We start from the raw sequence: 25529 nt of genomic DNA, 5'->3' as shown, positions 1-25529 counted from the left end.
CAAGCGGGGCGATCAGTATACGATCAGCCGCGCGGTTCAGCGGTTCGATAGAGCGGGGACGACCATGGAAGACGTCCGTTCCGGAGCAAAGCTCGATGTGGCGCCGGGGTCAGTCGTCGTCATCCGTGACGAGGAATGGCTGGTCGATGCGGTCGAGGAAACCGCGGACGGGCCGCTGGTCCGTGTTCGCGGACTGAGTGAATTGGTCCGTGACACCACTGCCAGCTTCTTCGACAGCCTCGACGACATCGAGCCACTGGATCCGGCGTCCGCCGACGTGGTCGCCGACGACAGCCCGCAATACCGCAAGGCCCGGCTCTGGCTGGAGTCCACTTTCCGCAAGACAGCCGTACCCCTCGGTGACCGCTCCCTGGCCGTCTCCACGCAGGCGTTGGCCATGCCGCTGAGCTATCAGCAGACCGCCGTGCGCAAGGCGCTCGACCCGGACAATCTCCGGCCGCGCATCCTGCTGGCCGATGCCGTGGGTCTGGGCAAGACGCTCGAGATCGGCATGATCCTGTCGGAACTCGTGCGGCGCGGTCGCGGTGACCGTATCCTCATCGTCACTCCACGCCACGTGCTGGAACAGATGCAGCAGGAGTTGTGGTCGAGGTTCGCCCTGCCTTTCGTCCGGCTCGACTCGGCCGGCATCCAGCGCGTACGCCAAAAGCTTCCGGCCAACCGCAATCCTTTCACCTACTTCCGCAGGGCGATCATTTCGATCGACACGCTGAAGTCGGAGCGCTACGTCGCCAGCCTGCGCAAGCAGCGGTGGGATGCCGTTGTCATCGACGAGTCGCACAATCTGGCCAACGCGTCGACGCAGAACAACAAGCTGGCGCGTCTTCTCTCGCGCAACACCGAGGCCTTGATCCTGGCGTCGGCGACGCCACACAACGGCCGCGCCGACTCCTTCGCGGAACTGGTTCGGCTGCTGGACCCGTCCGCCATTCCGCCGAGCGGCGATCTCGTGCCCGCGGAAGTCGAGCGCCTGGTCATCCGGCGGCACCGGCACAGCCCTGAGGTCGCCGGCGCGGTCGGCGCCGACTGGGCCGAGCGGCTGGAACCGGAGAACATCCTGATTCCGGCGACACCTGCCGAGAACGCGGTCGCGCACGAACTCGACAGCGTGTGGCTGTGGCCGGAAGGCCACCGCACGCCGTACTCCGGACAGAACGCGTCGCTGTTCCCCTGGACGTTGGCGAAGGCATTCCTGTCATCACCGGCCGCACTCGCCGAGACGATCCGGCAGCGCATCGACCGCCTGGGTAAGGACGCGGCCGGGGAAACCGAGCGTGCCGCACTCGAACGCCTGGCAGCGCTGAACGAGGAAGTGGGTGCCCAGGGCTCCGCGAAATTCGCTCGCCTGCTCGAACAGCTGAAAACCATGGGTGTGGCAGCCGGCTCCCCCAAGCGGGTGGTCGTCTTCGCCGAGCGGGTCGCCACTCTCACCGCCCTGCACAAGCAGCTCCCCAAGGCGCTCGGTATGCCGCCCGGGGCCGTGGAGATGCTGCACGGCGGCCTTCCCGACGACGAACAACAACGCATCGTGGACGCGTTCAAGCAGGAGCAGACCCCGGTACGCGTCCTCGTCACCGGTGACGTCGCCTCGGAAGGCGTCAACCTGCACGCCCAGTGCCATGAGCTGATCCACTTCGACATTCCGTGGAGCCTGATCCGGATCGAGCAGCGCAACGGCCGCATCGACCGGTACGGGCAGAAGTTCCCGCCGCGCATCACCGCGCTCCTTCTGGAGCCCACGAGTGAGAACTTCGCCGGCGACATCCGGGTCCTGGCGAAGCTGGTCGAGAAGGAGAACGAGGCACACCGGGCGCTCGGCGACGTCGCCTCCCTGATGGGCAAGTACGACGTCAAGGGCGAGGAGGAAGCCATCCGGGCCGTGCTTGCCGGACAACGGAAGCTCGACGAGGTCGTCCGGGCACCGGACGACGTACTGGACGGTGACGACCTCACTGCGATGTTCCTCAGCTACGAAGGCGGCGAGGACAGCGAGGACGAACCAGCGGCGCCGGAGACGGAAACGGCCGGCTCAGGGCTCTACCCGGACGACATCTCCTACCTCGACGAGGCACTGCACGCGGCGTTCATCGATCCGACGAAGCCGCTGAGCAACAACGGTGTCTCCTGGCGCCGGAACGCCGCTTTCGGCACCGCCGAGCTGACACCGCCACCCGACCTCGCGCAACGACTCGACGTGCTGCCGCAGAGCTATCTCGCCGACCGGCGGGTCATCGAGAAGCTGGTGCTGGCGACCACGTTCGCGCGAGGCCAGGATCGGCTGAGCGAGGCGCTGCGCGACGACAACGGGTCGAGCTGGCCGGACGCACATTTCTTGAGCCCGCTGCACCCGGTGCTCGACTGGGCGTCCGACCGCGCGCTGGCCGGACTCGGCCGCAACCAGGTGTTCGCCGTTCGCGGCGACATGGAGGACCTGACGGTCCTGCTGCTGGGCACCCTCACCAACCGGCGCGGCCAGGTGGTCTCGGCGACCTGGCTGACCGCGGCCTTCCCGATGCCGGACGACTTGTCGTTCGCGCTGATGGAGGTGCATCAGTCAGCGGCTGCGGCACTCGCTCACCTCGGCTGGAACACCACTCGGGCGAATCCCGGTCCAGTGCCCCACGCCGCAACGCTGCGTGCCTTCATCGAGCCGGCGGTGGAACGGTCACGCGCACAGATGAGAGGCGTGTTCACCGCCGCGGAGAAGGACGTCGCAGAGCGGATCGAGCAGTGGTCGGGACGGCTGAGCGCATGGCAGCAGGCCGCCGACAAACAGGCCCAGCGCCCGGACCTCAAACAACGCCGGGTCAGCATCGAGCAGGAACAGAAGCTGGTCGCCGAGATGAATCCTGACCGGCAGCTGGTGCGCCCGCTGCTGGTCGTCACGCCGACCACGGGGGTGCAGGCATGAGTGTTTCCGACGCGATCCTGGTCGGTGAGGGCTGGATCTCCGAGCATTACTTCACGACCGACGTCACCAAGGAGTCGTTTCAGGCGCGCGTGCTCGCACGCCGTAAGGAGTGGGACGCGGAGGCGGCCGAGAAGCGCCCGACGCCGCGCAGCCGGTTCACCGAGGCTCGCCAGGAACTGGAAGCCGATCTGGCGAAACTGACCGAGCTGGCCGAGACGGAGGCCGGCGTCGGCGCGACCGACACGCGCACGATGGCCGACGCCGTCGCATCGATCTACGAACGCATCATCGACATATTGGAACTCCGGGGTCACGGCCTGTCCGTCCGGACACCGAAGCCTGACGGACAGGTGCCGGACGAACAGAACCCGGACAGTCAGGGACCGGTGCTGCGCATCTCCGCGCCTGGCATCACCGATCGTTCGCCTCTGGTCGTCGTCCTCGCCCAGCCGGTCAGCGGGGTCGAAGACGTCATCGCGAAGGACGCCCCGACTTTGGCCCGGCCGGTGCGCCTCCACGAGGACGGCGACGAGCTGACCTCGGCTGCCCGGCTCGTCTCCGCCCTGTTCGTCGACGACGACGCACCCGACCTGGTGCTCATCCTGGCCGGCCGCTGGGTTGTTCTGACCGAGGCCTCGCGCTGGGCCGAAGGCCGCTACCTGGCCATCGATCTGCAGCTCATCTGCGAGCGCAACGACACCAAGCGCGGCGGGGAGATCGACCGGGCCCTCACCTGCCTCAGCGCCGCCTCGGTCGCCCCGGACGCCGACGGCAACCTGTGGTGGAGCGGCGTCCTCGAAGAATCGATCAAGCACACGGTCGGCGTCTCCAAGGACCTGCGCGACGGCGTACGCCTCTCCATCGAGATCATCGCCAATGAGGTCGTCGCCCGGCGCCGGGCGAAAGGCCTGGAGCCGCTGCCCGGCTCCGAGGCGCAGCCGCTGGCCAAGCAGTCCCTGCGCTTCCTCTACCGCATCCTCTTCCTCCTGTACGCCGAAGCGTCCCCCGAGCTGAGCGTCCTGCCCATCGGGGAACCCGCCTACGACCAGGGTTACAGCCTCGACCGCTTGCGCGAACTCGTCCAGGTGCAGCTCGCCACCCCGCGTGCCCGCGGCGGCACCCACCTCTACGAGTCCCTCAGCACCCTGTTCCGCCTGGTCGACGAGGGGCACCTGCCGACCGGGATCGGCGAGGAGGAGAGCGTCGCGGCGGAGGGTCTGCGGTTCAACCCGCTGCGCGCCGACCTCTTCGAACCGAGCGCCACCACGCACATCGACGAGGTCGGGCTCGGCAACGCCGCGCTGCAGGAGGTGCTCACGCACCTGCTGCTCAGCAAGGAGAAGAGGGGCAAGGACAGAGGCTTCATCTCGTACGCGGAACTGGGCATCAACCAGCTCGGCGCGGTCTACGAGGGGCTGATGTCGTACACCGGCTTCTTCGCCGAGACCGACCTGTACGAGGTGGCCAAGGGCGGCGACGGGAGCAAGGGCTCCTGGGTCGTCCCGGTCGACCGCGCCGATGGCATCGACGAGAACGACTTCGTGCGGCTGCCCGACAAGGTGACCGGCGAGATGCGCCCGGTCCTGCACGAGCAGGGCTCGTTCGTGTTCCGGCTGGCCGGTCGCGAACGCCAGCAGTCGGCGTCCTACTACACCCCCGAGGTACTGACCAAGTTCACCGTCGGCCAGGCCCTCGAGGAGCTACTCACCGAGGACACCCGCGCCGAAGAGATCCTCGAGATGACGATCTGCGAGCCGGCGCTGGGTTCCGGTGCGTTCGCCATCGAAGCGGTCCGCCAGCTCGCCGAGCAGTACCTGAAGCGCCGCCAGAAGGAGCTGGAGCACGAGGGCAAGCGCATCGACCCCGACGACTACCCGCGCGAGCTGCAGAAAGTCAAGGCGTACCTCGCGCTGCACAACGTCTACGGCGTAGACCTGAACGCCACTGCCGTCGAACTCGCCGAGATCTCCCTCTGGCTCGACACCATGGTCGAGGGTTTGTCCGCCCCGTGGTTCGGCCTGCACCTGCGCCGCGGCAACTCCCTGATCGGCGCCCGCCGCGCCGTCTACCGTCGCAGCCAGGTAGCCGACAAGTCGTGGTTCGGCGCTGTACCCACCGAGGTCCCGCTGACCTCCCTGGTCGAGGACATGAAGGCAGACCGGGTAGCCACCGACGGCATCCATCACTTCCTGCTCCCGGCCGACGGCTGGGGCTCCGCCGCCGACGCCAAGGAAGCCGCCGCCCTCGCCCCCGAGGCGGCGAAGAAGCTCAAGGCCTGGCGAAGCTCCACCAGAACCAAACCCACCAAGCAAACCATTGAGGCGTACGCCGAACTGGCGCACCGCGTCGAGTCGGTGTGGCAGATCGCCTTCCGCCGCCTGGACATCGCCGAGAAGCAGGTCCGCCGGCAGATTCCCCTGTGGGAGGCGGGCGAGCTACCGGTGGGCGGAAAGGTCACGCGCGAACAGATCGAGGAGGCGCTGGCCGACGAGGAAGGCGCCTACCGCCGCCTGCGCCGCGCGATGGACGCCTGGACGGCGTTGTGGTTCTGGCCGCTCACCGACGCGTCCGCCACCGTCGACGGCGAGGTGATAGCCCCACCGACGACCGCACAGTGGATCGCAGGCCTGCAGGCACTGCTCGGCCGCAATCCCGACGTGCGCAAACGTACGGCGCCGGGACAGACGCTCATCTCCGCCATGGAGTGGGAAGAACTCGGCAACGCCGAAAAGATGGAGATCGGCTTCGCCGGCGCCAAGGAGATCAGAACGGTTCTCCGCGAGCACCCGTGGCTCGTCGTCTGCGAACGCATCGCCCAACGCCAGGGCTTCTTCCACTGGAACCTTGACTTCGCCACCGTCTTCGCCCGCGGCGGCTTCGACCTCCAGGTCGGTAACCCACCCTGGGTCCGCCCGGACTGGAAGCCGTCGGAAACCCTCGGCGAGTTCGACCCGCGATGGATGCTGGCGAGACCGGGCAAGGAGAACGCCGCCTTCCGCGACTTCGACGCGCTCGACGTCGCCGAGCAGGACCAGTACATCTCCGAGTTCGGGGAGATCGTGGCGCTCCGGGCCACCCTGACCTCGTCAGCCTTGTACCCTCACCTGCGCGCACTGCGCCCCGACCTGTACCGGTGCTTCATGGAACAGGTGTGGCGCCACATGAACAGCGGCGGGCGAGCCGGCCTGATCCATCCCGAGACCCACTTCACCGACGAGAAGGCGGGCGACCTGCGAGCCGCCACCTACGACCGCCTGAGGCGCCACTGGCAGTTCCGCAACGAACTGAACCTCTTCGAGGTCCATCACCACGTGAGCTTCGGTGTGCACATCTACGCCCCGCCCACCGGCACGGTCGGCTTCATCCAGGGAGCAGCGCTGTACAGCCCGGTGACCGTCGACCGTTCGTTCCATCACGACGGTTCCGGTCCCGAGCCGGGGCTCAAGGACGACCAGGATCGCTGGGACGTCACCCCTCACCGCCGACGGATCATCAACGTCGACGCGCACATGCTCGACACCTGGAGCGAGCTGCTGGAGTCCGACGGCGAAGGCAGCGGGGCGCCGCGAATGATCTACACGGTCAACGAGTCCTCCGCCCTGGTACTGGAGAAGATCACCCGGCTTCCGCGGATCGGCGACCTCGGCCCGAGTCACTCGCTGGGATGGGACGAGACGGCGGACGCCAAGCGCGGGCGAATCCTCAAGGGCTGGCACCAGCCCGCGTCCTGGCCCAGCGTGGTCCTGCAGGGACCACACTTCTGGGTGCACTCGCCGTTGGCGAAGGTTCCCAACCAGACGATGCTCGGCAGCCACGACTGGTCGCCGCTCCCGCTGGAGTCGCTGCCGGCTGGATTTGTCCCGGCGTCACGGTTCGCGCTCGGCGCCGGGCGGGGATCCACCCTCCAGGCCGCCTATCCCCAGTGGACCGTCGCGGGTTCGACCGTGTCGGCCGCTGACTTCTACCGGGTGGCCTGGCGGAGCATGGCCGACCCGGGGAACGAGAGAACACTTATCCCTTGCATCATCCCGCCGGGACCCACGCACCTGACGCAGAGTGTCTATGCCGCCGGTTTCCCGGACGGTGACGCCCGGAACCTGATCGACGTGGCCGGCTGGATGGGCAGCCTGCTGGCCGACTCGTTCGTTCGCGCCGCCCCGAAGTCGAGCATTCCGCGCAGTATCGTCAACCGGATACCCTGCGTGACCGACAGCCCGCTCACCGCGGAGATCCGGCTCAGGGTGATGCGGCTGAACTGCGTCACGAACGCCTACGCGGAGTTGTGGCAGTCGGCCTTCGACGACTCGCTGCTCGGATGCTCCTGGGCCGGCGGGTTCGACCATCCGTCACGCACGCCTCTGGCCGCCGTGACCCGGCAGTGGTCGGCGGACGTGCCGCTGCGGGTCGCGGCCGATCGGCGGCAGGCCGCACTCGAGATCGACGTGCTGACGGCCATCCTGGCGGACATCACCGTGGACGAGTTGTGCGCGCTGTACCGGACCCAGTTCTCGGTCCTGGCCAAATACGACCGCCGGGTCACCCGTTTCGACCAGAACGGCAGGATCGTTCCGCAGAGCATCCTGTCGACATGGCGAAAGAAGGGGGGCCGCATCACCGTCGAGGAACAGACCGTGGCGGACTCCGCAACGACCTACGAGTTGCCGTTCGTCACTTTGGATCGGGAGGCGGACATGCGGCAGGCGTATGCGCTCTTCGAGCAGCGGCTGCGGGAGCGTTCGTGACGGAGCTGCTGCCTACTGTTCAGGCGGGGAACGTCCGGCAGAGTCTGACCGCCTACCTGACGACGACGTTCGCGCTCACCGACACCGACGCCCGCGACGCGCTCGACCAGTTCCTGTCCGACCCGGTGACCGGGATGTTCAAGGGCCCGTATGTTCGGCTCCGGCTGCCGTTCCGGCCGGCGGCGGACGGCTGGCGCGAGCACCTGGGCTGGTACGCGGGTTTTCCGCCGTACGGCCATCAGGCCGCGGCTTTCGCGAGGCTGTCGTCGATGGGCGGGCGGCGCCCGCAGCCGACGCTTGTCACCACCGGGACCGGGTCGGGTAAGACGGAGGCATTCCTCTACCCGATCCTGGATCACGTGCGCCGGGCGCGGCTGGAAGGTGTCACCGGCACCAAGGCGCTGATCCTGTACCCGATGAACGCGCTCGCCAACGACCAGGCGAAACGTCTCGCTGACATGCTGACCAGCCATCCGGAGCTGGCGTCGATCACGGCGGCGATCTACACGGGTGAGAAGGGCGCGCCGCGGACCATGGTCAGCAAGGATGGGCTGATCACCGACCGGGGCGTGATCCGGGACTCGGCACCGGACATCCTGCTCACCAACTACAAAATGCTCGACCAGCTGCTGCTGCGCAACCAGGACCAGAATCTCTGGCAGAGGTCGGCGACCAGCCTGCGGTACCTCGTCCTGGACGAATTCCACACCTACGACGGCGCGCAAGGCACCGACGTTGCCATGCTGCTGCGCCGGCTCGGGCTGACACTCAAGAGTCACTGGCGTGCGGACGACCCGATTCTGACCGGCGAGGACCGGGGCCGGCCGCTGGGCCGGATCACGCCGATCGCCACCTCGGCCACCCTCGGTGACAGGGGTGACCCCGCCGTGATGCTGGAGTTCGCGGAGACCGTCTTCGGCGAGTCGTTCCCGGCGGACGCGGTGGTCACCGAGTCGCGGCAGGACCTCGAGGAGTGGGTGGGCGACGCGGATGCCCTGGTGGGGGCCGCCGGATTCACGCTTCCCGACGATTTCCACGTGGCCGATGTCTGTGAGCGGGTTCGGGCGCTGGGCTCCGACCCGGACGGGGCACGCCTGGCCCGTACCGTGATGGATTGGCTCTGGGCCGGCGCGGAAAGCGCCGTCGACGAAGCCGGCCCGGAACTGTTGCTGGCGCTGACGAAGGCTCACCCGCTGGTGCAGGAACTCGCCTTCGAGACACGGGACGCCGTCAGCATCGACGATCTGGTTCGCCGGATCGTGGGGCGGGACAGCAGGCGCACCACGTCGAGCGTCGCCGCCGGCGGTGTCGACGACGAATGGCGGCAGGCCATCTCGGCGATCGTCGCGATGCTCGGGCATGTGCGGGCGGTCGCCGGGCGTGACGCGCTTTCGGTGGACGTGCACATGTGGGTTCGCGAACTGACTCGCATCGATCGTGCCGCCGACACGACCGCCAGGTTCCGGTGGGGTGACGACGGCCCGCCCGTGGGCGGCGGCGACAGTGAGGACCTGAGGCCGTCGTTCCCGGCGATCTACTGCCGGCACTGCGGCCGCTCCGGCTGGGGTGTGGCTCTCGCGCCGGTCGGCTCCAGCCTTTCCGTGAACGACGAGACGATCCGCCGCAACCACGCCTCCCGCGAGGGTCGCTTCCGGGCGCTGCTGTACGCGCCGGCCGAAGCCGACGCGGTCTACCACGGTGACGAACGGACGGAGGGTCTGGCCTGGTTCTCGGTCCGGGGGCGGGAGCTGCTCAACGGGCCTCCGCCGGACGACGACCCGGACCTGCGGGACGGCTGGATCCTGCCGGTGCTGACCACGTCCGGTCGCGATGCCGACGAGGCGGCACGGGACGACACCTGTCCCTCGTGCGCACAGGCGGACGGCATCCGATTCCTGGGCAGCGCTATCGCGACCCTGCTGTCGGTGTCGCTGTCCACGCTGTTCGGATCGGCCGCGCTGGACGTACGGGAGAAGAAGGCCCTGGTCTTCACCGACTCCGTGCAGGACGCCGCGCATCGGGCGGGTTTTGTGCAGGCCCGCTCACACACGCTGACGTTGCGCGCGGCGCTGAACACGGCTGTCGCACCCGGACCGATCACGCTGGACCGGCTGGTCGACGAGGCGATCCGGCAGACCGGCACCGACCCCTTCCAGCGGTACATGCTTCTCGCACCCGACTGCGCCGACCGGGAGTCGTTCAGCGCCTTCTGGAAGTCTCCGACGCTGCGCGGGGAGATCCCGGTCATGTCACGGGTGCACAAGCGCCTGGCTCTCGATGTGGCCCTGGAGTTCGGCCTCAACTCGCGTATCGGCCGCACGCTCGAACTGACCGGTGCGGTGGCGGCCGGGGTCGAAGCCGGTTCACCGGCACGCATGGCCGGTGCGGCACGCACCGTGCTCCGCGGGTTCGGCGTGCAGAACACGCTGGGCTCCGACAACACGGAGCCGGACGACGAATCGCTGGTGCAGTGGGTCCGTGGCGTGCTTGACCGGATGCGGGCGCAAGGCGCCATCGATCACCCGTGGTTCGTCACCTATCGGCAGGAGGACGGGAACCGCTGGTCGATCTGGGGCGGCCGCCCGCGGGCGGACGGCATGCCGGCATTCCCTCGTGGGCGTCCGGCGCCCGGTTACCCGCGCGTCGGCGGATCAGCCAACCCGGTACGGGACAGCAGCCTGGATGCCATCACATCCGCTCAGTCCTGGTACGCCCAGTGGACCTCGCGGGTGCTTCCGGTCAGTCCGGCGGATGGTGGCCGGCTCGCCCGGCTGTTGCTCGACCGGCTGGTGAAGGACGGGGTGATGACCGCCACCACCAGCCAGAGCGGGGCGACCGTGTTCGCCATCCCGCCGTCGGGGATCGTCGTCTCGCCGACCCGGATCGAGGATCTTCAGGCCGGCCGGCATCTGCTGACCTGCAACACCTGCCGGTCGTTGACCCCGGGCTCGGTGACCGTCGTCGATCAGCTCGAAGGCGCCCCCTGCATGCTGGTGCGCTGCGGTGGGCGGCTGGTGCGTGAACCGCTGGCCGACAACTTCTACCGGCGGCTCTACTCGTCGGCGGAGGCGCGGCGGATCGTCGCTCGCGAGCACACCAGCCTGCTGGACGACGCAACCCGGCTGAGGTACGAGGAGGGCTTCAAGAGCGCGACCACCGAGCCGGACCTTCCGAACGTACTGGTCGCCACGCCCACTCTGGAGATGGGTATTGACATCGGTGATCTCTCGGCCGTGTTCCTCTCCTCACTGCCACGAACCGTCGCGTCCTATCTGCAGCGTGTCGGCCGCGCCGGGCGCCTGACCGGTAACGCCCTCAATCTGGCCTACTTGACCGGGCGTGGAGACCAGCTGCCCAAACTGGGCGATCCGCTGTCGGTCATCAACGGCGAGGTCCGCCCACCGGCCACCTATCTTCAGGCCGACGAGATCCTGCGTCGCCAGTTCACGGCCGCGCTGGCCGACGGCATGGCGCGCGACTACCGGGCGAAGCATCCGAACAGCGCCGGCACAGCGATCGGGTCCAGTGACCCGGACTCGTTCCTCGGCGAGCTGATCAGCGCGGCCGAAGCCGGCGGTGATCAGGCTGTGAAGCAGTTCGCGGACACTCTCGGCCCGCTGCCGGCCGACGTCGTGAACGGCCTGAAAACCTGGGTCCGCCCGGTCGCGGGTGCGGGGACGAGTCTGTTCGCCGCCCATGTCCACGCGGCCAGCCGTCGGTGGCAGCAGACCGTGGAGACGCTGAAGCGACGCGAAGCCGACATCGGCAAGGTGCTTCCCGAGCTCGAGGCGAAGAAGGAGTCGCCGGCGGCGACGGACGACGACAAGCGGGCATGGCGGTCGGCCAAGGCCACCCTGGCGCTGACCCGTGGTCAGTTGGCCCATCTGCGCGGCGAGTACTGGATCGGCGTCCTGGAGGAATACGGGCTGCTGCCCAACTACACGTTGCTCGACGACACGGTGACCCTGGACGTCGGGATCAGCTGGATCGATCCGGACACCAGCGAGTTCCGCAGCGAGCACGCCCAGTTCCAGCGGGGTTCCGCTCAGGCAATCCGTGAGTTCGCTCCGGGTGCGACGTTCTACGCGCGCGGCTTCGAGATCGCGATCGACGCGATCGACCTGGGAATTGACGGCGAGTCGATCCGGCCGTGGGCGTTCTGCCCGGCCTGCGGTTTCGCTGCGGATCTCACCGCGTCCGGGCAGGAGAAGCAGATCGACGCCTGCGAGCGCTGCGGGAGCCCCGGGATCTCCGACACGGGCCAGCGGCTGGACGTGGTCGAACTGGCACACGTCTCCGCCGAGGTGCGACGTGACGAGGTGATGATCTCCGACCGGCGGGATCAGCGCGATCGCATCGCGTTCCAGGTGATCACCGCCGCGGACATCGATCCGGCGAACGTCGGGCGGCAGTGGTTCGTCGAGGGCACCGGGCTGGGTTGCACGTATCTGCGGATGATGGACCTGCGCTGGATCAACATCGGGGTGCCCGGGCACGGCGCGTCGCGGATCATCTCGGCGGACGAGCGGGCAGGCGCGTTGTTCCGGGTGTGCAGCGGCTGCGGGAAACTCGACACGGACTCCGGACGCAACCGGGCCCATGAACACCGGGCGTGGTGCCGTTACCGGACGTCGGCCGACGAGAACACCACCACTGTGGCGTTGTCGCGGACCCTGCGTACCCAGGGTCTGCTGGTGCGGCTTCCGCACGCGATCACCCTGGGCGACGACTTCGCGGTGCCCAGCCTGGGCGCCGCACTGCTGCTCGGCCTTCGTGAGCAGATCGGCGGGCATCCGGATCACATCAGGATCGAGCACGTCGTCGACCCCACCCGCAGCGACGGCACGGACAATCATGAGGCGCTGCTGCTGCACGACGTGGTGCCCGGCGGCACCGGTTACCTGGCTGACCTCTCCTCTCCGGAGCAGTTACGAGAGTTGCTCGTTCTCGCTTGGAAACGCGTGACGGCCTGCGAATGCCAATTCGAGGAACGCCTCGCCTGTCACCGGTGTCTGCTGCCGTTCGCGCCCTACTCGGCGGTCAACCGGACGTCACGGGCCTCGGCGGTGCGGCACCTCGCGCGGCTTCTGGGACTACCGGACGACGCGGAGAACGCGGACGGGCCGCCGTGGACCGTTACCGAGGTCCCTCCGCGGGAAGATCCTGAGTCGCACCTGGAACAACGGTTCCGCAAGCTGATCGTGGAGCGGCTGAAAGCCGCCGGTGCGGCACTGACCGAGGTGCCCAAGGCATGGGGCAACGCCCTCCGCTTCACCCTTCCGGGCACCCACCGCCAGTGGACGTTGACACCACAGGTGAATCTGGAGAACTCGCGGCCCGACTTCGTCCTGGAGTCCAACGACACGACGGTCCCGACCGTTGCCATCTTCACCGACGGCCGGGCCTTCCACGCGGTGGCGGCCCGGAACAGGCTCGCCGACGACGCGGACAAACGCGAGATCCTCCGTGGCACCGGGCGGATCGTGCTGGCTGTCACCGCCCAGGATGTCACCGAGGCGGAGCGCCGGGTCACCACCGACCCGCCCTGGTTCTCCCCCGCCTTGGTGACCCGGCTTCTGACCATGCCGCGGTTCCTCACCGCACCGAGCGCCTATGAGGGTCTGCGCGCCGGTCCGATCTCCTGGTTGCTCAACTGGGTTGCCGCGCCGAAACCGGGGGACCTGAGTGTGGTGGCGCGAGCCGTGCCAATGTTCTTCGCCGGCAAGCAACACCAGCACCGGTGCGCTGACGGCATGTCACTTGCTGCGGCCGGGCGCGCCGCGCTGCTCGGCGAGGCGCTGCCCACCGGCGGCCGGACGATCGTCATCCAGAAGTTCGGTGCCCTCGCGGTCGTCGTGGAGCCCGTCAACGGCAGGCTGGACGTGGCCGTAGTACTCGACGACCGCGACAGTGTCCTCGATTCCTCGCATGCGACCGCCTGGCGGATGTGGTTGCAGCTGTCCAACTCGCTTGCCCTTCGCGACTGGCCGACAGTCATCACGACGACGAGCCGGGTGGGGCAGCCGACGGTGTCGCGACCGGCAGAGCAGCCGGGCAGCGACGCTCTGCCCGAGGGGCTGGACGTCGCCTGGGTCACCGCGTACGAGGCTGCGGCGCCGGGTGACGAGCGGGCGTTCCTCCGGGTGCTCGCGACGCATGGCGGGCTGCGGGCACCACGCATCGGCGCGGAGGGCCCGGACGGCATCCCGTTGGACATCTCGTGGCCGGCGCTGCGGATCGCGGTGGCCGTTGCCGGCATGCCGGACGAGGACCGCGCCGACCTGGGCGCCGCCGGATGGCAGGTGATGGCCGCTGATCCGGATGCCGTCGCCGCGGCACTGGTGGACCAGGTGAAGAACCCAGCGAACACTGACAGCGGGGAGCTGTGATGCCGACCATCATCATGACCAAATGGCCCGTCCGGCTCGACGGGTCGGTCAAGGCCAAGGCGATGACCTTCCTGCAGAAACTGTCTGCCGACGACACCACTCCCGGGTTGCACGTCGAGCCGATCAGCAATGCCGCGGATGCGAGGGTTCGTACCGGCCGTGTCGACCAGTTCTGGCGTGCCGTGATGTTCCGGCTCGAGGGACAGGGTGAGAGCCACTACGTCATCCACGGGGTGTGGCCCCATGACGACGCCATCGCCGTGGCCGGCCGGGTCCGCCTCAAGGTCAACCCGATCAACGGCCTGCCGCAGATCGAGGAGACCACTCCGGCACCGGCACCGGTGATCCCGCCACCGGTCACACCGGCGCCGGTAGAGCCCAGGCTCGTCCAGCTCGGTCGCACGCGCGAGGAGTTGGTGGAGCGCCTCGGCATCCCCGAAGAGGTCGCCGACCAGGCCATGGCCGCCCCCGACGACGACGCCGTGCTGGAGTTGGCGCAGCATCACGACGGCTGGCTCGGACTGCTGCTGGTCGATCTCGCCACTCACGATTCGATCGAGGACATCGCCGCTCGGATGCAGTTGCAGGCGCCACAGCAGTCCGGTGACGACGATGTCGACCTGCTGCAGTCGCTGCGTCAACCAGCGGCGCGGGCACAGTTCGCGTTCATCGAAGGCCAGGACGAGCTGCGTCGTGTGATCGAGGCGGACGACTTCCCGGCCTGGCGGGTCTTCCTTCATCCGGAGCAGCGGCAGTACGTCGAGCGGGCGTACAGCGGGCCGTTCCGGCTCTCCGGAGGCGCCGGTACCGGTAAGACGGTGGTTCTCATCCACCGTGCTCGCGCTCTCGCGACGTCGCAGGAGAGTGCTCGGATCGTGCTGACCACGTTCACCACGAACCTCGCCGAGTCGCTACGGGACAATTTGGCGCTGCTCGACCCCCACGTCACCCAGTCCACCGCGGTAGGCCAGCCGGGCGTGTACGTAGCCGGTGTCGACGCCCTGGCCTCGGCGATCATCCGCTCCGCGGGCGCGTCGGTCGCCGACGCGGTGCGGGCCGTTCTCGGTGATACGCGTTCTGCGCCCACCGCGCGAACCTCGACCACTCGCTGGCGGGAGATCGTCGAGTCGGCGGGCAGTTCCCTGCCGCCGGAGATCGCCAACGAAGCGTTCCTGAGCACCGAATATGCCCTGGTGATCCTGCCGAACCGAGTGACGAACGAGGCTGAGTATCGCCGGGTGCGCCGTCCCGGACGCGGGGTGGCGCTCGACCGGGCGAAGCGGGACGCGGTCTGGGCGTTGATCGCGGCATACCGCGCCCAGAGCCGTCTCGACGGCACGCTCGACTTCGCCGAGGCCGCGGCTGTGGCGGCCGCACACCTCAGCGCCACCGGCAGCCAGGCCGACCATGTGCTCGTCGACGAGGGACAAGACCTCTCCCCCACGCATTGGCAGATGCTGCGGGCGATGGTCGCCGAAGGCGGGGACGACCTTTTCATCGCCGAGGATTCTCATCAGCGCATCTACGGCAGCCGGACCGTGCTGAGCCGGTACGGCATCCGGATCGTAGGGCGTTCCCGGCGGCTCACGCTCAACTACCGGACGACAGCCCAGAACCTGCGGTACGCGATGGCGGTCCTCGAAGGTGGCAACTACGTCGATCTGGAGGAGGAGCCGGAGGCGACCGGCTACCGTTCGGCGCGTTCCGGTCCCAGCCCCACGGTCCGGAACGCCGACTCCCTGATCTCTGAGCTCGACGTCATCGCGGAGCACGCCAGGACGTGGCTGGAGCAGGGCACCAAACCGGAGACCATCGCGGTTCTCGTGCAGGACAAGTTCCAGCGGGAACGCGTCGTCACCGCACTCAACGAGCGCGGTGTGCGGGCCCGCGCGGTCGATCGCGAGCCGCCGGGCCGGGACCGGGTGCTCGTCATGACGATGCACCGGGCCAAGGGAATGGAGTTTTCCAAGGTCGTGCTGGCCGATGTCGGATTCCAGTCGCCGGGGGAGAAGGCCCGGCTGAGCATGCTGGACGACATCGAACGCCAGGATGCCGAGTTGCGTGCCCGTTCCCTGGTCTATGTGGCCGCGACGCGGGCCCGGGACGAACTCGCCGTGGTCAAGCGGCAGTAACCGTGGAGGCGGCCATCCGGTGTCCGAGAACGCCGGATGGCCGCGTCGATCACAGGGAGATCCGCTGTTCCAGGCTTTCGGCCGTCCAGGCGCCCGCGGGCCGCGTGTCCCAATCGGCGGCGACGGTGACCACTGCCGCGAGGGTGTCCCAGACGGCGTTGGCACCGGGCGGCAGCACCATCGCGATCTGACGATCCGGCCAGGCCAGTGCCGGCTGGCGGGAGTTGCCGTCCCGCCGGAGACCGGGAACGGGGACGGGAAGTTCCCGTACTGCCAGGTCGCGTAGCAACTCGACGACATCCGGAAACCCTTGCTCCGCGTGCCGAATCATCTCGCGCCATTCCGGCGACATCATCGTGGTGGCCAGGTGATGCCGGAACAGGAGCATGTCAGGATCGCTCGTGTCGCCGGATGTCACGGCCGGCTTGTCCGGGATCTTCGCGAGGACGCCGGCATAGGAGCGAGCCGGGCTCGAGGTTCCGGCGGGGTGCAAGGCGCCGGGTAACGGGACAAGACCGGCGACGAACGGCAGCAGCCGCTGGTAGACGACGTCGGCGCTGCGAGGGCGGTCCCGCGGCCTTTTCCGGAGCAGATCGAGAATGAGCTGTTCCAGCTCGACCGGAACCTCAGGGCGTAGCGACCGGAGCGGCGGCGGAGTTTCCCGCACCTGTTTCATCATGACCGAGAACGAGGTAGGCGCACTGAAGACCCGTTCGCCGCTGAGCATCTCGTGCAGAGTGCAGCCCAGCGCGTACAGGTCGGTGGCGGCCTCACTGGTACCTGCCTCCACCTGCTCCGGCGCCATGTAGGCGGGTGTGCCCAACGACTGGTGGGTATTGGTGATCGTGGAGAAGTCGGCAAGTGTCGGCGCTACGGCCAGCCCGAAGTCCAGAACCTTCACCGAGCCGTCCGGTTCCAGCATGAGGTTGCTCGGCTTCAGATCCCGGTGCACGAGCGCGGCACCGTGTGCGGCCATCAGCACAGCGCAAACCTGAGCGGCGACGGCGCTTGCCCAGCCGATCGGTAACGGGCCCTGCTCCGCGATGAGGTCGGCCACGCTGATGCCGTGAATGCGCTGCATGACGAGAAACGGTCGGCCGTCGTGGACACCGACGTCGTACACCGCGGGGACACCAGGGTGTTCGAGTCTGGCCGTGATGCGTGACTCCCGATCGAAACGGCGTACCAGTCCGTCGTCCGGGACACCGTTCGGGAAGCGCAGGAACTTGACGGCGATCTCCCGATCCAGCCGGATATCGCGCCCGAGCCAGACGTCCCCCATTCCGCCGCGGGCGAGCGGCAGTGGCTGCAGCTCGTACCTACCATCACCGAGTTCCACTGTCCCTCCCCGTCCGCGGTGCGCAGGCTGCCGGACGCCCCCGCGCTTCGCGGGAGGACTGATCATCCGGGAACTGTCGTCCGGCACGAACAGTGGGGTTGTTCCTACTTTTCCTCAGCCACGGGACGTAGCCGGCCGGAGGCAAGTCCGTCCGCCGTCAGCCGGGTCATATCCGCACCGAGTGCGGCGGCCTGCCGCACAGCGTCATTCAGCTCGGTCAGCTGCCGGAAGATCTCGCCGTGCGCCATCTGTTCGGCGATCGGGATACGGGGCACCTGAGCCCGGCGGACATCAAGCCGCATGGAGCCGGACAGGCTGCTTGCCAGCCGTTCGTTCGCGGACGTGCGCAGATGTCCCGCCAGGAACCAAGGGTTCAGCTGGTCGGGAACGGGCCGTAGCAGACAGAGCTGGCGCCCGAGGAGTACACCGTCCTCGGTCTGCACCCGAGCGAGCAACTCCCGCGAGATCATGGGCAGCACCACATCACCGGCGCGCAACGGAATCTCCTGATTCACCCGGTCCTCGGCACTTGTGACAACCGTCGCCGGGCGCCCGAGGAACACATCCTGAGCGGTCAAGATCCGGCCGGCCGCACCCGATTCCGCACCTCCACGAACAGGACCGAGGATTTCCAGCGCTCCGGTACGGGCGAGTTCCCCGAGCGAGATCATCGGATGATCCACAGCAGCGGGAACCTCGGATCTGAGGGAGGGCAGCAACGAGGGAAGGCTGTTGACGATGTGGGCCAGCCGCTCCCGGGTCTCGCGCAGATCATCAGCGGAATCAGCCGACACCATGCGGCCCTGCAGGTGGCGGCCCGGAGTCAGGTCGATGTCCTCGTCCAGCAGGTCGATCGCTGGCACCGCCGCCGCGATGCCGCCGGCCGGGTCCTGCCCGGCGAGAAACCGGGAGTAGGCCTCCTTCGTCTGCCGATAGGCGGCCTCCAGTTCCAGCTCGCCCGCGTTGACGATCAGCACATCCTGGACTGATTTGCCCGTCCGTTGCAGGACCCAGAGATGAAGGCCGACGGCATGCGGCGCGGCAGCTCCCTGGGGTAGCGCGATGATCGCGCGAATCGCCCCACCGCGGAGCAGATCGCCGCGAATGCGCCGGCCCGCGCGCCGGCCGGCTGCGGAAGGGGGCATGAGCAGCACGGCTGTTCCGCCCGGTTTCAGATGCGCGATCGCGTGTTGCACCCAAGCCAGTTCCGGTTCGGTTCGCGGTGGCAGGCCGTAGACCCAACGACGATCGTCGTAGCCGAGCTCGTCCTGGCCCCAGTTGGCGAGACCGAACGGGAGGTTCGTGACGACGGCGTCGACGCTAAGGTCGGGGTAAGCGTCGTGGCGCAACGAATCGCCGGTACGGATTTCACCGGTCAGGCCGTTGGCATCAATCCACAGCGACGCCAGACGGGTGGCCGCGGAATCGTTGTCCTGGCCGTAGACGGCGGCCGCACCGGCGCGAGCGACGGCTCGCAGGATCCGTCCGGTGCCGCAGGCAGGGTCGAGGACCACTCCGCCGGAAACCCTGCCCAGGGAGGCCATCAAGTCCGCGAGGGCGTCCGGTGTGCTGGCGGAGCGTTGGCCGGGCAGGTCGGCGAAGCGCGTCCACAGCTGTTCCAGGGCGGCACGGACACCGTGTCGTTCGGCCAGCACGTCGAGATCGCCGCGCAACGCCTCGAACGGCAGTCGGCGGTTGCCGAGAAGATGTTCGCCGGCCAGCGCCAACGCCTCCGACGGATCACCGGCCGTGGCGAGCAGGCTGCGCCAGAGGCGGTCCTCCTCCGTGACCGACGGGAGTTTGCCCTGCTGGGCCAGCCAGTGCTCAACTTCGTCCAGGTCGAACTGAGGGCTGGCGGCAGTGCCGCCGACCGGGGCCGGGAACGTGTTGTACCGCTTACGCCAGTTGGTCACCGCAGCTCTTCCGACGCCGGCCAGACGGGCGATGTCGGCTGCGGTGACTCTCGCTTTCTGCTGCACACCTGGAGTGTACACAGCCCTTCACGGGAGCGCTTGTTGACACTGTTCTTTGGAAGTGCTTTCATTGTCGGCGTTGCAGGGCTGACCCGCTGTGTACAACTCATCTCGTATTGGAGTGCTTCCGTGACGTACCCCCCGAACCCCGCACCCGCCGCCGCTCCCGCCAAGCGCAAGCGCAAACTCCCCTGGATCGCCGGCGGCGCCGTCGCCCTCGTCCTGGTCGGCTGTGTCGCCGCCATCGGCGGCGGTGGCGACGACGCCGCGACCACCGCCGAGGGCGGCTCCGCGACCGCCGCCCAGCGGCAGACCGAGAAGGCCGAGACCACCGAAACCAAGGAGGAGAAGAAGGAGAAGGCGCCCGGCATTGGGGATCGTGCCCGGGACGGGAAGTTCGAGTTCACGGTCAGCAAGGTGAAGTGCGGGGTCGGCAAGGTCGGCTCGGACCTCGTCGGCGAGAAGGCGCAGGGCGAGTTCTGCCTGATCGACGTCAAGGTGAAGAACATCGGGAAGGAGGCGCAGACCTTCGCCGACTCGGCGCAGAAGGCTTTCGACGCCGAGAAGGTCGAGTACTCGGTGGACTCGGCGGCCGCGATCTACGTCAACGGCGAGAGCCAGCTGTTCCTGGAGGAGATCAATCCGGGTAACACCGCCAAGGGCAAGCTGATCTTCGACGTGCCGGCGGGCACCAAGCTCACCTCACTGGAGCTGCACGACTCGATCTTCTCCGGCGGCGTGACGGTGAGCCTCAAGTGACCGTCCGGACCCTCAGCAGCTACAGCTACGACACACAGGTCGGGGGCAACACCACGGCACCGCGGCTCAGTGTCGACTCGATCGAGGCCCGGTAGACGATGAGCACGCTTGCAGGTGGCGCGGCAGCGGCTCGGGCGCAAGAGCGCCTGAGCGATCCGACAGCTCACGTGGAAGTACTGAGAACGGAGATGAGCATGGACACGAACGAGACGGACAATGCCGGGAACGGCGAGGGCGCTTCCCACGCCTTGGTCCGCTACTTCCAGAATCTGGTCGTCAAGGTCACCGAGGACGGCGTGGGGCCGATCACCGGTTCGATCGCCTATGCGGAGGCCCGCCTCGGCAGGGTCGCCGCGGACATGCGTGGCCCGCTCGCCGCCGCTGACGGCGGGCCGCTGCGTGATCACGTGAGCGAGGCGGCGATCGACCAGGTGATCGATCGACTGATCAAGGAGTCGGTGGCCGCCTCCTCCACGAACGGGTTCCTCACCGGCCTGGGTGGCTTCGTGACCATGCCCGTCACGCTCCCCGCGAACGTGGCGGGAGCACTGGTGATCAACGCGCGACTTGTCGGGGCGATCGCGTACCTGCGGGGTTACGACATCTCCGACCCGCACGTGCAGACCGTGGTCACCCTGGCCACGGCGGGCGGCACCCTGGCGAGCACGTTGCACAGCGTCGGCGTCAAGGTCGGGACGAAGCTGACCGCCCAGGTCATCGCGGCCATCCCGATCGCCGTCATCCGGAAGATCAATGCGCGGGTGGGCTTCATGCTCATCGCCAAGTACGGGACGCAGCGGTCGGCGCTCACCCTGGCCAAGGGCATCCCGATCGCGGGAGGCCTCATCGGAGCCGGTGTGGACGCGACCCTCACCGCCCTGGTCGGTCGCGCGGCCAAGGCGAACTTCCCGGCAGACGTCTGACCCCGGCGGCACGGGAAATCGTCGCGATCGCCACGACCCGCACCTGCGGTGAGGCACGCAAGGTCGATGTCCGGCATGCCTCCTACAACCCGGCCGATCCTGAATACGGCAGCGGCCACGGCCGCGAGGACGACGAGCCGTTCGACATCAGCAAGATCGGCGCGGTCGAGGACGGCGACTGGCCGTCCACGAACGCATTCCTGGCTGCCGCTTGTTCGGCGCGCACCCGTACCCCTGCAGCATCGCGCGGAGCGCTCAGGGCTGCCCTCTTGCGGCCGACAAACACCGGAGTACGGGCTACCGGTCACCCAGCCAGCAGGAGGGATACCCGGCTGTCCCGTGGTGATGGGCAACGCGAAAACCGCCGCGACATCGCATCGGACAGGCAAGTACTCTTCACGTGTATAACAACCGATGACTGAAACACGAGGGCGCGGGATGCAGGGCACCATGGGCGAACCGGAGACGATGAGTCCGCGGCAGGTGAAGCTGGCGGGGACGCTTCTCACGTCGTCGCTGATCTCCCGGATGCCGCAGGCCATGAGTTCCCTCGCACTGCTGCGGGTGGTGCTCGACGCCGGCGGTGACTATGCGTTCGCCGGGCTGCTGACCTCGTTCTACATCCTCGCCGGCACCGTCGGGCAGCCGTGGCTGAGCCGGATCATCGACCGCACCGGCCACGCCCGCCGGGTGCTGCTCGCCTCCGCGGCCGTCTCCAGCGTCGCGTTCCTGGGCATCGCGCTCACCGCCCCCGGCATGCGATTCGCGGCCGCGGCCTTCGCACTGATCGCCGGGTTCGCGGCGCCGCCGGTCGAGCCGGTGCTGCGCAGCCTCTGGCCGCGGATCATGCGGCCGGGCCGGCAGCTGGTGCAGGCGTTCAGCGCGGACGCCGCCGTACAGGAAATGATCTTCGTGTTGGGGCCGCTCGCCAGTGCCATCAGCATCGCGGTCTTCGGTGCCCGGGGTGCGCTGATCACGATGGGCGTTTTCGGTCTCATCGGTACGGTGCTGTTCTGCTCGCACCGCATTCTCGCGCACGCCGCGCCGGTCACCACGCACACCGGCAAGCGGGGGTCGCCGCTGCGGGTCGCCGCCATCCGCACCCTGGTCGGCGCGCAGGTCGCGGCCGGTGTCCCGGTCGGTCTGCTGGCGATCACCGCGACCGCGCACGCCGCCGACGCCGGCGTGTCCGCGCTGTCCGGCTGGGGGCTGGCCCTCAACGGCCTCGGCGCGTTCGCCGGCGCGGTGCATGTCGCCCGCCATCCGTTCGCGACCCCGCCGGAACGCCTGGTGCGCCCGGCGATGTTCCTGCTCGCGCTGCTGTACCTGCCGACCGCGTGGGTGCAGGCCCCGCCGGTCTACTGGCTGAGCGCCGCCTTCGTCAGCGGCATCTGCCTGGCGCCGTACCTGACCCTGGTCTTCACCGTCGTCGAACGCACCTCGCCGCCGCAGCTGGCGACCGAGGCGAACGCGTGGGTGGTCAGCGCGTTCAGTGTCGGGATCGGCGCCGGCACCTACGTGGCCGGGCTGATGACCGACCACTGGCACAACGCGGGCACCGCCGCGGCCGTGATCGGCGCCTCCGTGCTCACCGCGGCCGGCGCGATCATGGCGCGGCCCGCGGTGCTGCGGCCCGCCGCGCCGGTTGAGGCACGCGAGCTGGTCCTGCGTTGAGGCACCTACGATGCGTACGACCGAACACCGCCCCACGGAAGCGATCAGAGACGTGGCCGACCGGCTCTCCTTCCTGTCCGCGCCACTGACGCGTGACCGCACCATGCCGTTGCGGGCGCAGGTGCACAGCCGCATCCTCGACGGCATCCGCACCGGCCGGCTCACCCCGGGCTCGATGCTGCCCACCGAAGCCGACCTGGGCCGGTTGCTCGGCGTCAGCCGTACCGTCGTCCGCGAAGCGCTGATGCTCCTCGACGAGGACGGGTTCATCGTGTCGCGACGCGGCATCGGCCGGTTCGTCGCCGACACCCTGCCGCAGATCGGGCTGGAACGCATCCGCCCCCTGGAGCAGCTGCTCGAGACCCCGGGGAGCATCGTCGGACTGCACCGCACCCTGGCGATGCTGCAACCGAGAACGTCCACGTTCGTCATCGAGGAGCTGGGCCTGGCCCCGGACGACGGCTCCTGGTTCTTCGAGACGGTGATCCGCCGCGACGGCGAACCCATCGCGCTCAGCCAGGAACACTTCGCCGCCGCCGGGGCGCTCGACCCGGAACAGACCGCCGCCGTCACCGCGCGGATGACCGACGGCCCGGTCACCGGCAGCCTGCTGTCGCTGCTGATCGAGCGGTACGGGCCCGCGCTCGGCACCGGCGTCGTACGGTTCACCGCCGGCATCCTCGGCGAGTCCCGCGCGACCGCCCTCGGTGCCGACGCCGACGAGCCCGCCCTGATCCTCACCCAGACGGCCCGGCTCGAGGACACCGTCGTCTACCTGGCGAAACACCTGATCCGGCCGGGCGCCGGTCAGTTGTCGGTCATGCAGAGCTGAGCACCTTCGCACAGCGCGGCCCGGGCACGGTAAGTCACAGCGGGATTCCCGTACGCGGTGAATGGGTAAAGCAGTGACACAGCTGATGAGGAGGCACCAACATGACAACTCTCGCCAACCGTGTCCGTACGTTCCTGCAGGGCCCGCAGGGTCGGCGGCTGGTCGACCAGGGCCGTCGCCAGCTGGCCAAGCCGGAGAACCAGCGCCGGCTGCGTGGGCTTTTCACCCGGCTGCAGAGCAAGCGCCGCTACTGATCCGGGCGTGCACGACCTGACGAACGACGCACCCGGCACCGTCGTGACGTGCCGACGGGCCGGGTACGTCGTTCTCTGATCACCAGCGCTACCGGCGGCCACCCATGGTGATCGCGGCGGCCTTGGTGGAACCGACCCGGACCACCCGCACCGAGCCACCGGTGCACTGACCTCGGTGCGACGAGGCGAAGACCGAGCCGTGCTCGTACGAGCCTCCGCCGCGCGAGTTCGCCGCCGGCTGCGTGAAGTAGGCCTTCGACACCGGCACCGTGTTGCAGGTCCTGGCCGGCCCGAAGTATTCGCTGAAGTTCATCGGCGTGGTCATCAGCCGCTTGTTCCGCGGCACCCGGATCTGCCCGATCGGCGTGTCCTTGCCGGTGACCGGGTTCGCGATCCAGGCACCCCACCACTGGCCGCGCGAGTCGGCATCGAGACGCCACACCCGGTACCGGTAGTAGGTCCCGGTGTTGATGGTGAACCCGACCCGGCAGCTCATGCCGGTGCCCTCACCACCGAACCGGCCGCAGTTCGGCCCCCGGGTGGCTGTCGCGTTCCACAGCGAGAAGATCGCGGTGTCGCCGGATGTCCCGTTGAATCGCCGGCCGTTGGTCTGCAACCCCATGTACCCGCCCTCGTTCGGGGTGGCGGTGAACCCGAAGTTCATGGCCCAGTAACTGGCGGGCGCCTTCTTCGCGACCCGCACCTGCTGGTCGACGTTCCAGAACCCGGTGCGGCCGTGGAAGTTCCAGTACGCGTACAGGTGGGCGTTCTGATGCTGGGGTGCGGCGCTCGCAGCCGTCGGTGAACCGCTCAGCGCGGCCCCCGCCGTGAGGAGGCCGGCGACGATGCCGATGCCGATTTTTCTCATCGCGATCTCCCAGGTGTGAGGCGTTCCGGTGACGCGATCAGCCTGTTCGAGGACCAATCAAGACCACAACGGCACAGCGGACCATTCGCCGCAATGGCGGGCAGTCCGGGCCGGGCGGATTACCTCAAAGGTGGCCGACGCCAATTATTTCCGCCGGTGGATGCAACCTTTCCGCCTGCTGAGGAGTAGTACGGGTGGCCGACGGAAAGGGGGCGTGGTGGTCCGAGCAGACTGGGAAGACCAGTTCGTCGAATACTTCTGCGTACGAGCGCAACCGCTGCGCCGACTCGCCTATTCGCTGTGCGGTGACTGGCACACGGCCGAGGATCTGGTGCAGCTCACTTTCGTCCGGTTGTACCGGCGCTGGCCTCGCCTCCGCGACGAATCGGTGGACGCCTACGCCCGGCAGATGGTGGTCAACGCGTTCCTGACACATCGGCGGGCCCGGCGGCGTGAGTCCCTGATGGCCGACCCGCCCGAGCGGGCAGCGACCGGCGCCGACCCCACCGCGGGACTGGAGTTGCGCCGCGCGCTCGCCGCTCTGGCACCGCGGCAGCGAGCCGCGGTGGTGCTGCGGTACCTGGAGGATCTGCCGGTGGCCGAGGTGGCCGCCATTCTCGGGGTCACCGAGGGCACGGTGAAGAGCCAGACCGCACGAGCCGTCCAATCCATGCGTGGCGTGTTCCGCGCCACCACGCTCACCAAGGAGTAG

Annotated in this window: 13 protein-coding genes; 10 read left to right on the top strand and 3 right to left on the bottom strand. The window is 68.5% G+C overall.

What is annotated here, in order from left to right; translation table 11 throughout:
• Positions 1 to 64: 64 nt before the first annotated feature.
• From LPA41_RS15070 to LPA41_RS15055, 4 genes are read left to right on the top strand one after another with little or no spacing between them, the layout of a single operon-like run.
• Entirely contained in the window at positions 65 to 2932 is a 2868-nt protein-coding gene (locus tag LPA41_RS15070) for a helicase-related protein (RefSeq protein WP_229071208.1), read from the top strand.
• Positions 2929 to 7674: an Eco57I restriction-modification methylase domain-containing protein gene (locus tag LPA41_RS15065; protein WP_229070998.1), complete on the top strand. Its 4746-nt coding sequence runs from the start codon at positions 2929 to 2931 to the stop codon at positions 7672 to 7674. The genes LPA41_RS15070 and LPA41_RS15065 overlap by 4 nt, the downstream gene beginning before the upstream one ends.
• The gene (locus tag LPA41_RS15060) at positions 7671 to 14063 is read left to right on the top strand and encodes a DEAD/DEAH box helicase (RefSeq protein WP_229070997.1); all 6393 of its coding nucleotides are present in this window, start codon (positions 7671 to 7673) and stop codon (positions 14061 to 14063) included. Before LPA41_RS15065 ends, LPA41_RS15060 begins: the two co-directional genes overlap by 4 nt.
• Positions 14063 to 16195 (top strand): UvrD-helicase domain-containing protein, encoded by a 2133-nt coding sequence (locus tag LPA41_RS15055; RefSeq protein WP_229070996.1) that lies wholly within the window; start codon positions 14063 to 14065, stop codon positions 16193 to 16195. The genes LPA41_RS15060 and LPA41_RS15055 overlap by 1 nt, the downstream gene beginning before the upstream one ends.
• A gap of 49 nt (positions 16196 to 16244) precedes the next feature.
• Here LPA41_RS15055 and LPA41_RS15050 read toward each other — a convergent pair whose 3' ends face one another.
• Together LPA41_RS15050 and LPA41_RS15045 are read right to left on the bottom strand one after the other, a co-directional pair.
• The gene (locus LPA41_RS15050; protein ID WP_229070995.1) at positions 16245 to 17534 is read right to left on the bottom strand and encodes a serine/threonine-protein kinase; all 1290 of its coding nucleotides are present in this window, start codon (positions 17532 to 17534) and stop codon (positions 16245 to 16247) included.
• 104 nt (positions 17535 to 17638) lie between these two features.
• The gene (locus tag LPA41_RS15045; RefSeq protein ID WP_229070994.1) at positions 17639 to 19513 is read right to left on the bottom strand and encodes an N-6 DNA methylase; all 1875 of its coding nucleotides are present in this window, start codon (positions 19511 to 19513) and stop codon (positions 17639 to 17641) included.
• A gap of 123 nt (positions 19514 to 19636) precedes the next feature.
• Here LPA41_RS15045 and LPA41_RS15040 point away from each other — a divergent pair, with 123 nt between their 5' ends.
• The 5 genes from LPA41_RS15040 (at position 19637) to LPA41_RS15020 (ending at position 23949) form a co-directional block, all read left to right on the top strand.
• Positions 19637 to 20266, top strand: coding sequence for a DUF4352 domain-containing protein (locus LPA41_RS15040; protein ID WP_229070993.1), 630 nt, complete (start codon positions 19637 to 19639; stop codon positions 20264 to 20266).
• Positions 20267 to 20460: 194 nt separating this feature from the next.
• Positions 20461 to 21189 carry an EcsC family protein gene (locus LPA41_RS15035; RefSeq protein WP_229070992.1) on the top strand — a complete coding sequence of 243 codons (729 nt, stop codon included), beginning with the start codon at positions 20461 to 20463 and terminating at the stop codon, positions 21187 to 21189.
• A gap of 414 nt (positions 21190 to 21603) precedes the next feature.
• Entirely contained in the window at positions 21604 to 22863 is a 1260-nt protein-coding gene (locus tag LPA41_RS15030) for an MFS transporter (protein ID WP_229070991.1), read from the top strand.
• 10 nt (positions 22864 to 22873) lie between these two features.
• Positions 22874 to 23695, top strand: a complete 822-nt coding sequence (locus LPA41_RS15025; RefSeq protein ID WP_229070990.1) for a GntR family transcriptional regulator — start codon at positions 22874 to 22876, stop codon at positions 23693 to 23695.
• 101 nt (positions 23696 to 23796) lie between these two features.
• Positions 23797 to 23949 (top strand): hypothetical protein, encoded by a 153-nt coding sequence (locus tag LPA41_RS15020; protein ID WP_229070989.1) that lies wholly within the window; start codon positions 23797 to 23799, stop codon positions 23947 to 23949.
• Positions 23950 to 24037: 88 nt separating this feature from the next.
• Here the strand turns inward: LPA41_RS15020 and LPA41_RS15015 are convergent, their stop codons facing one another.
• Positions 24038 to 24817, bottom strand: a complete 780-nt coding sequence (locus LPA41_RS15015) for a DUF3472 domain-containing protein (RefSeq protein WP_229070988.1) — start codon at positions 24815 to 24817, stop codon at positions 24038 to 24040.
• 214 nt (positions 24818 to 25031) lie between these two features.
• Here LPA41_RS15015 and LPA41_RS15010 point away from each other — a divergent pair, with 214 nt between their 5' ends.
• Complete coding sequence (locus tag LPA41_RS15010) at positions 25032 to 25529, top strand: SigE family RNA polymerase sigma factor (RefSeq protein WP_229070987.1); 498 nt, start codon at positions 25032 to 25034, stop codon at positions 25527 to 25529.

The sequence above is a fragment of the Actinoplanes sp. DH11 genome (genome assembly GCF_020873875.1).
In the GTDB taxonomy this organism is placed as follows: domain Bacteria; phylum Actinomycetota; class Actinomycetes; order Mycobacteriales; family Micromonosporaceae; genus Actinoplanes.
The sequence above is the reverse complement of the archived record's forward strand: the minus strand, read 5'-3'. Positions and strand labels throughout refer to the sequence as shown.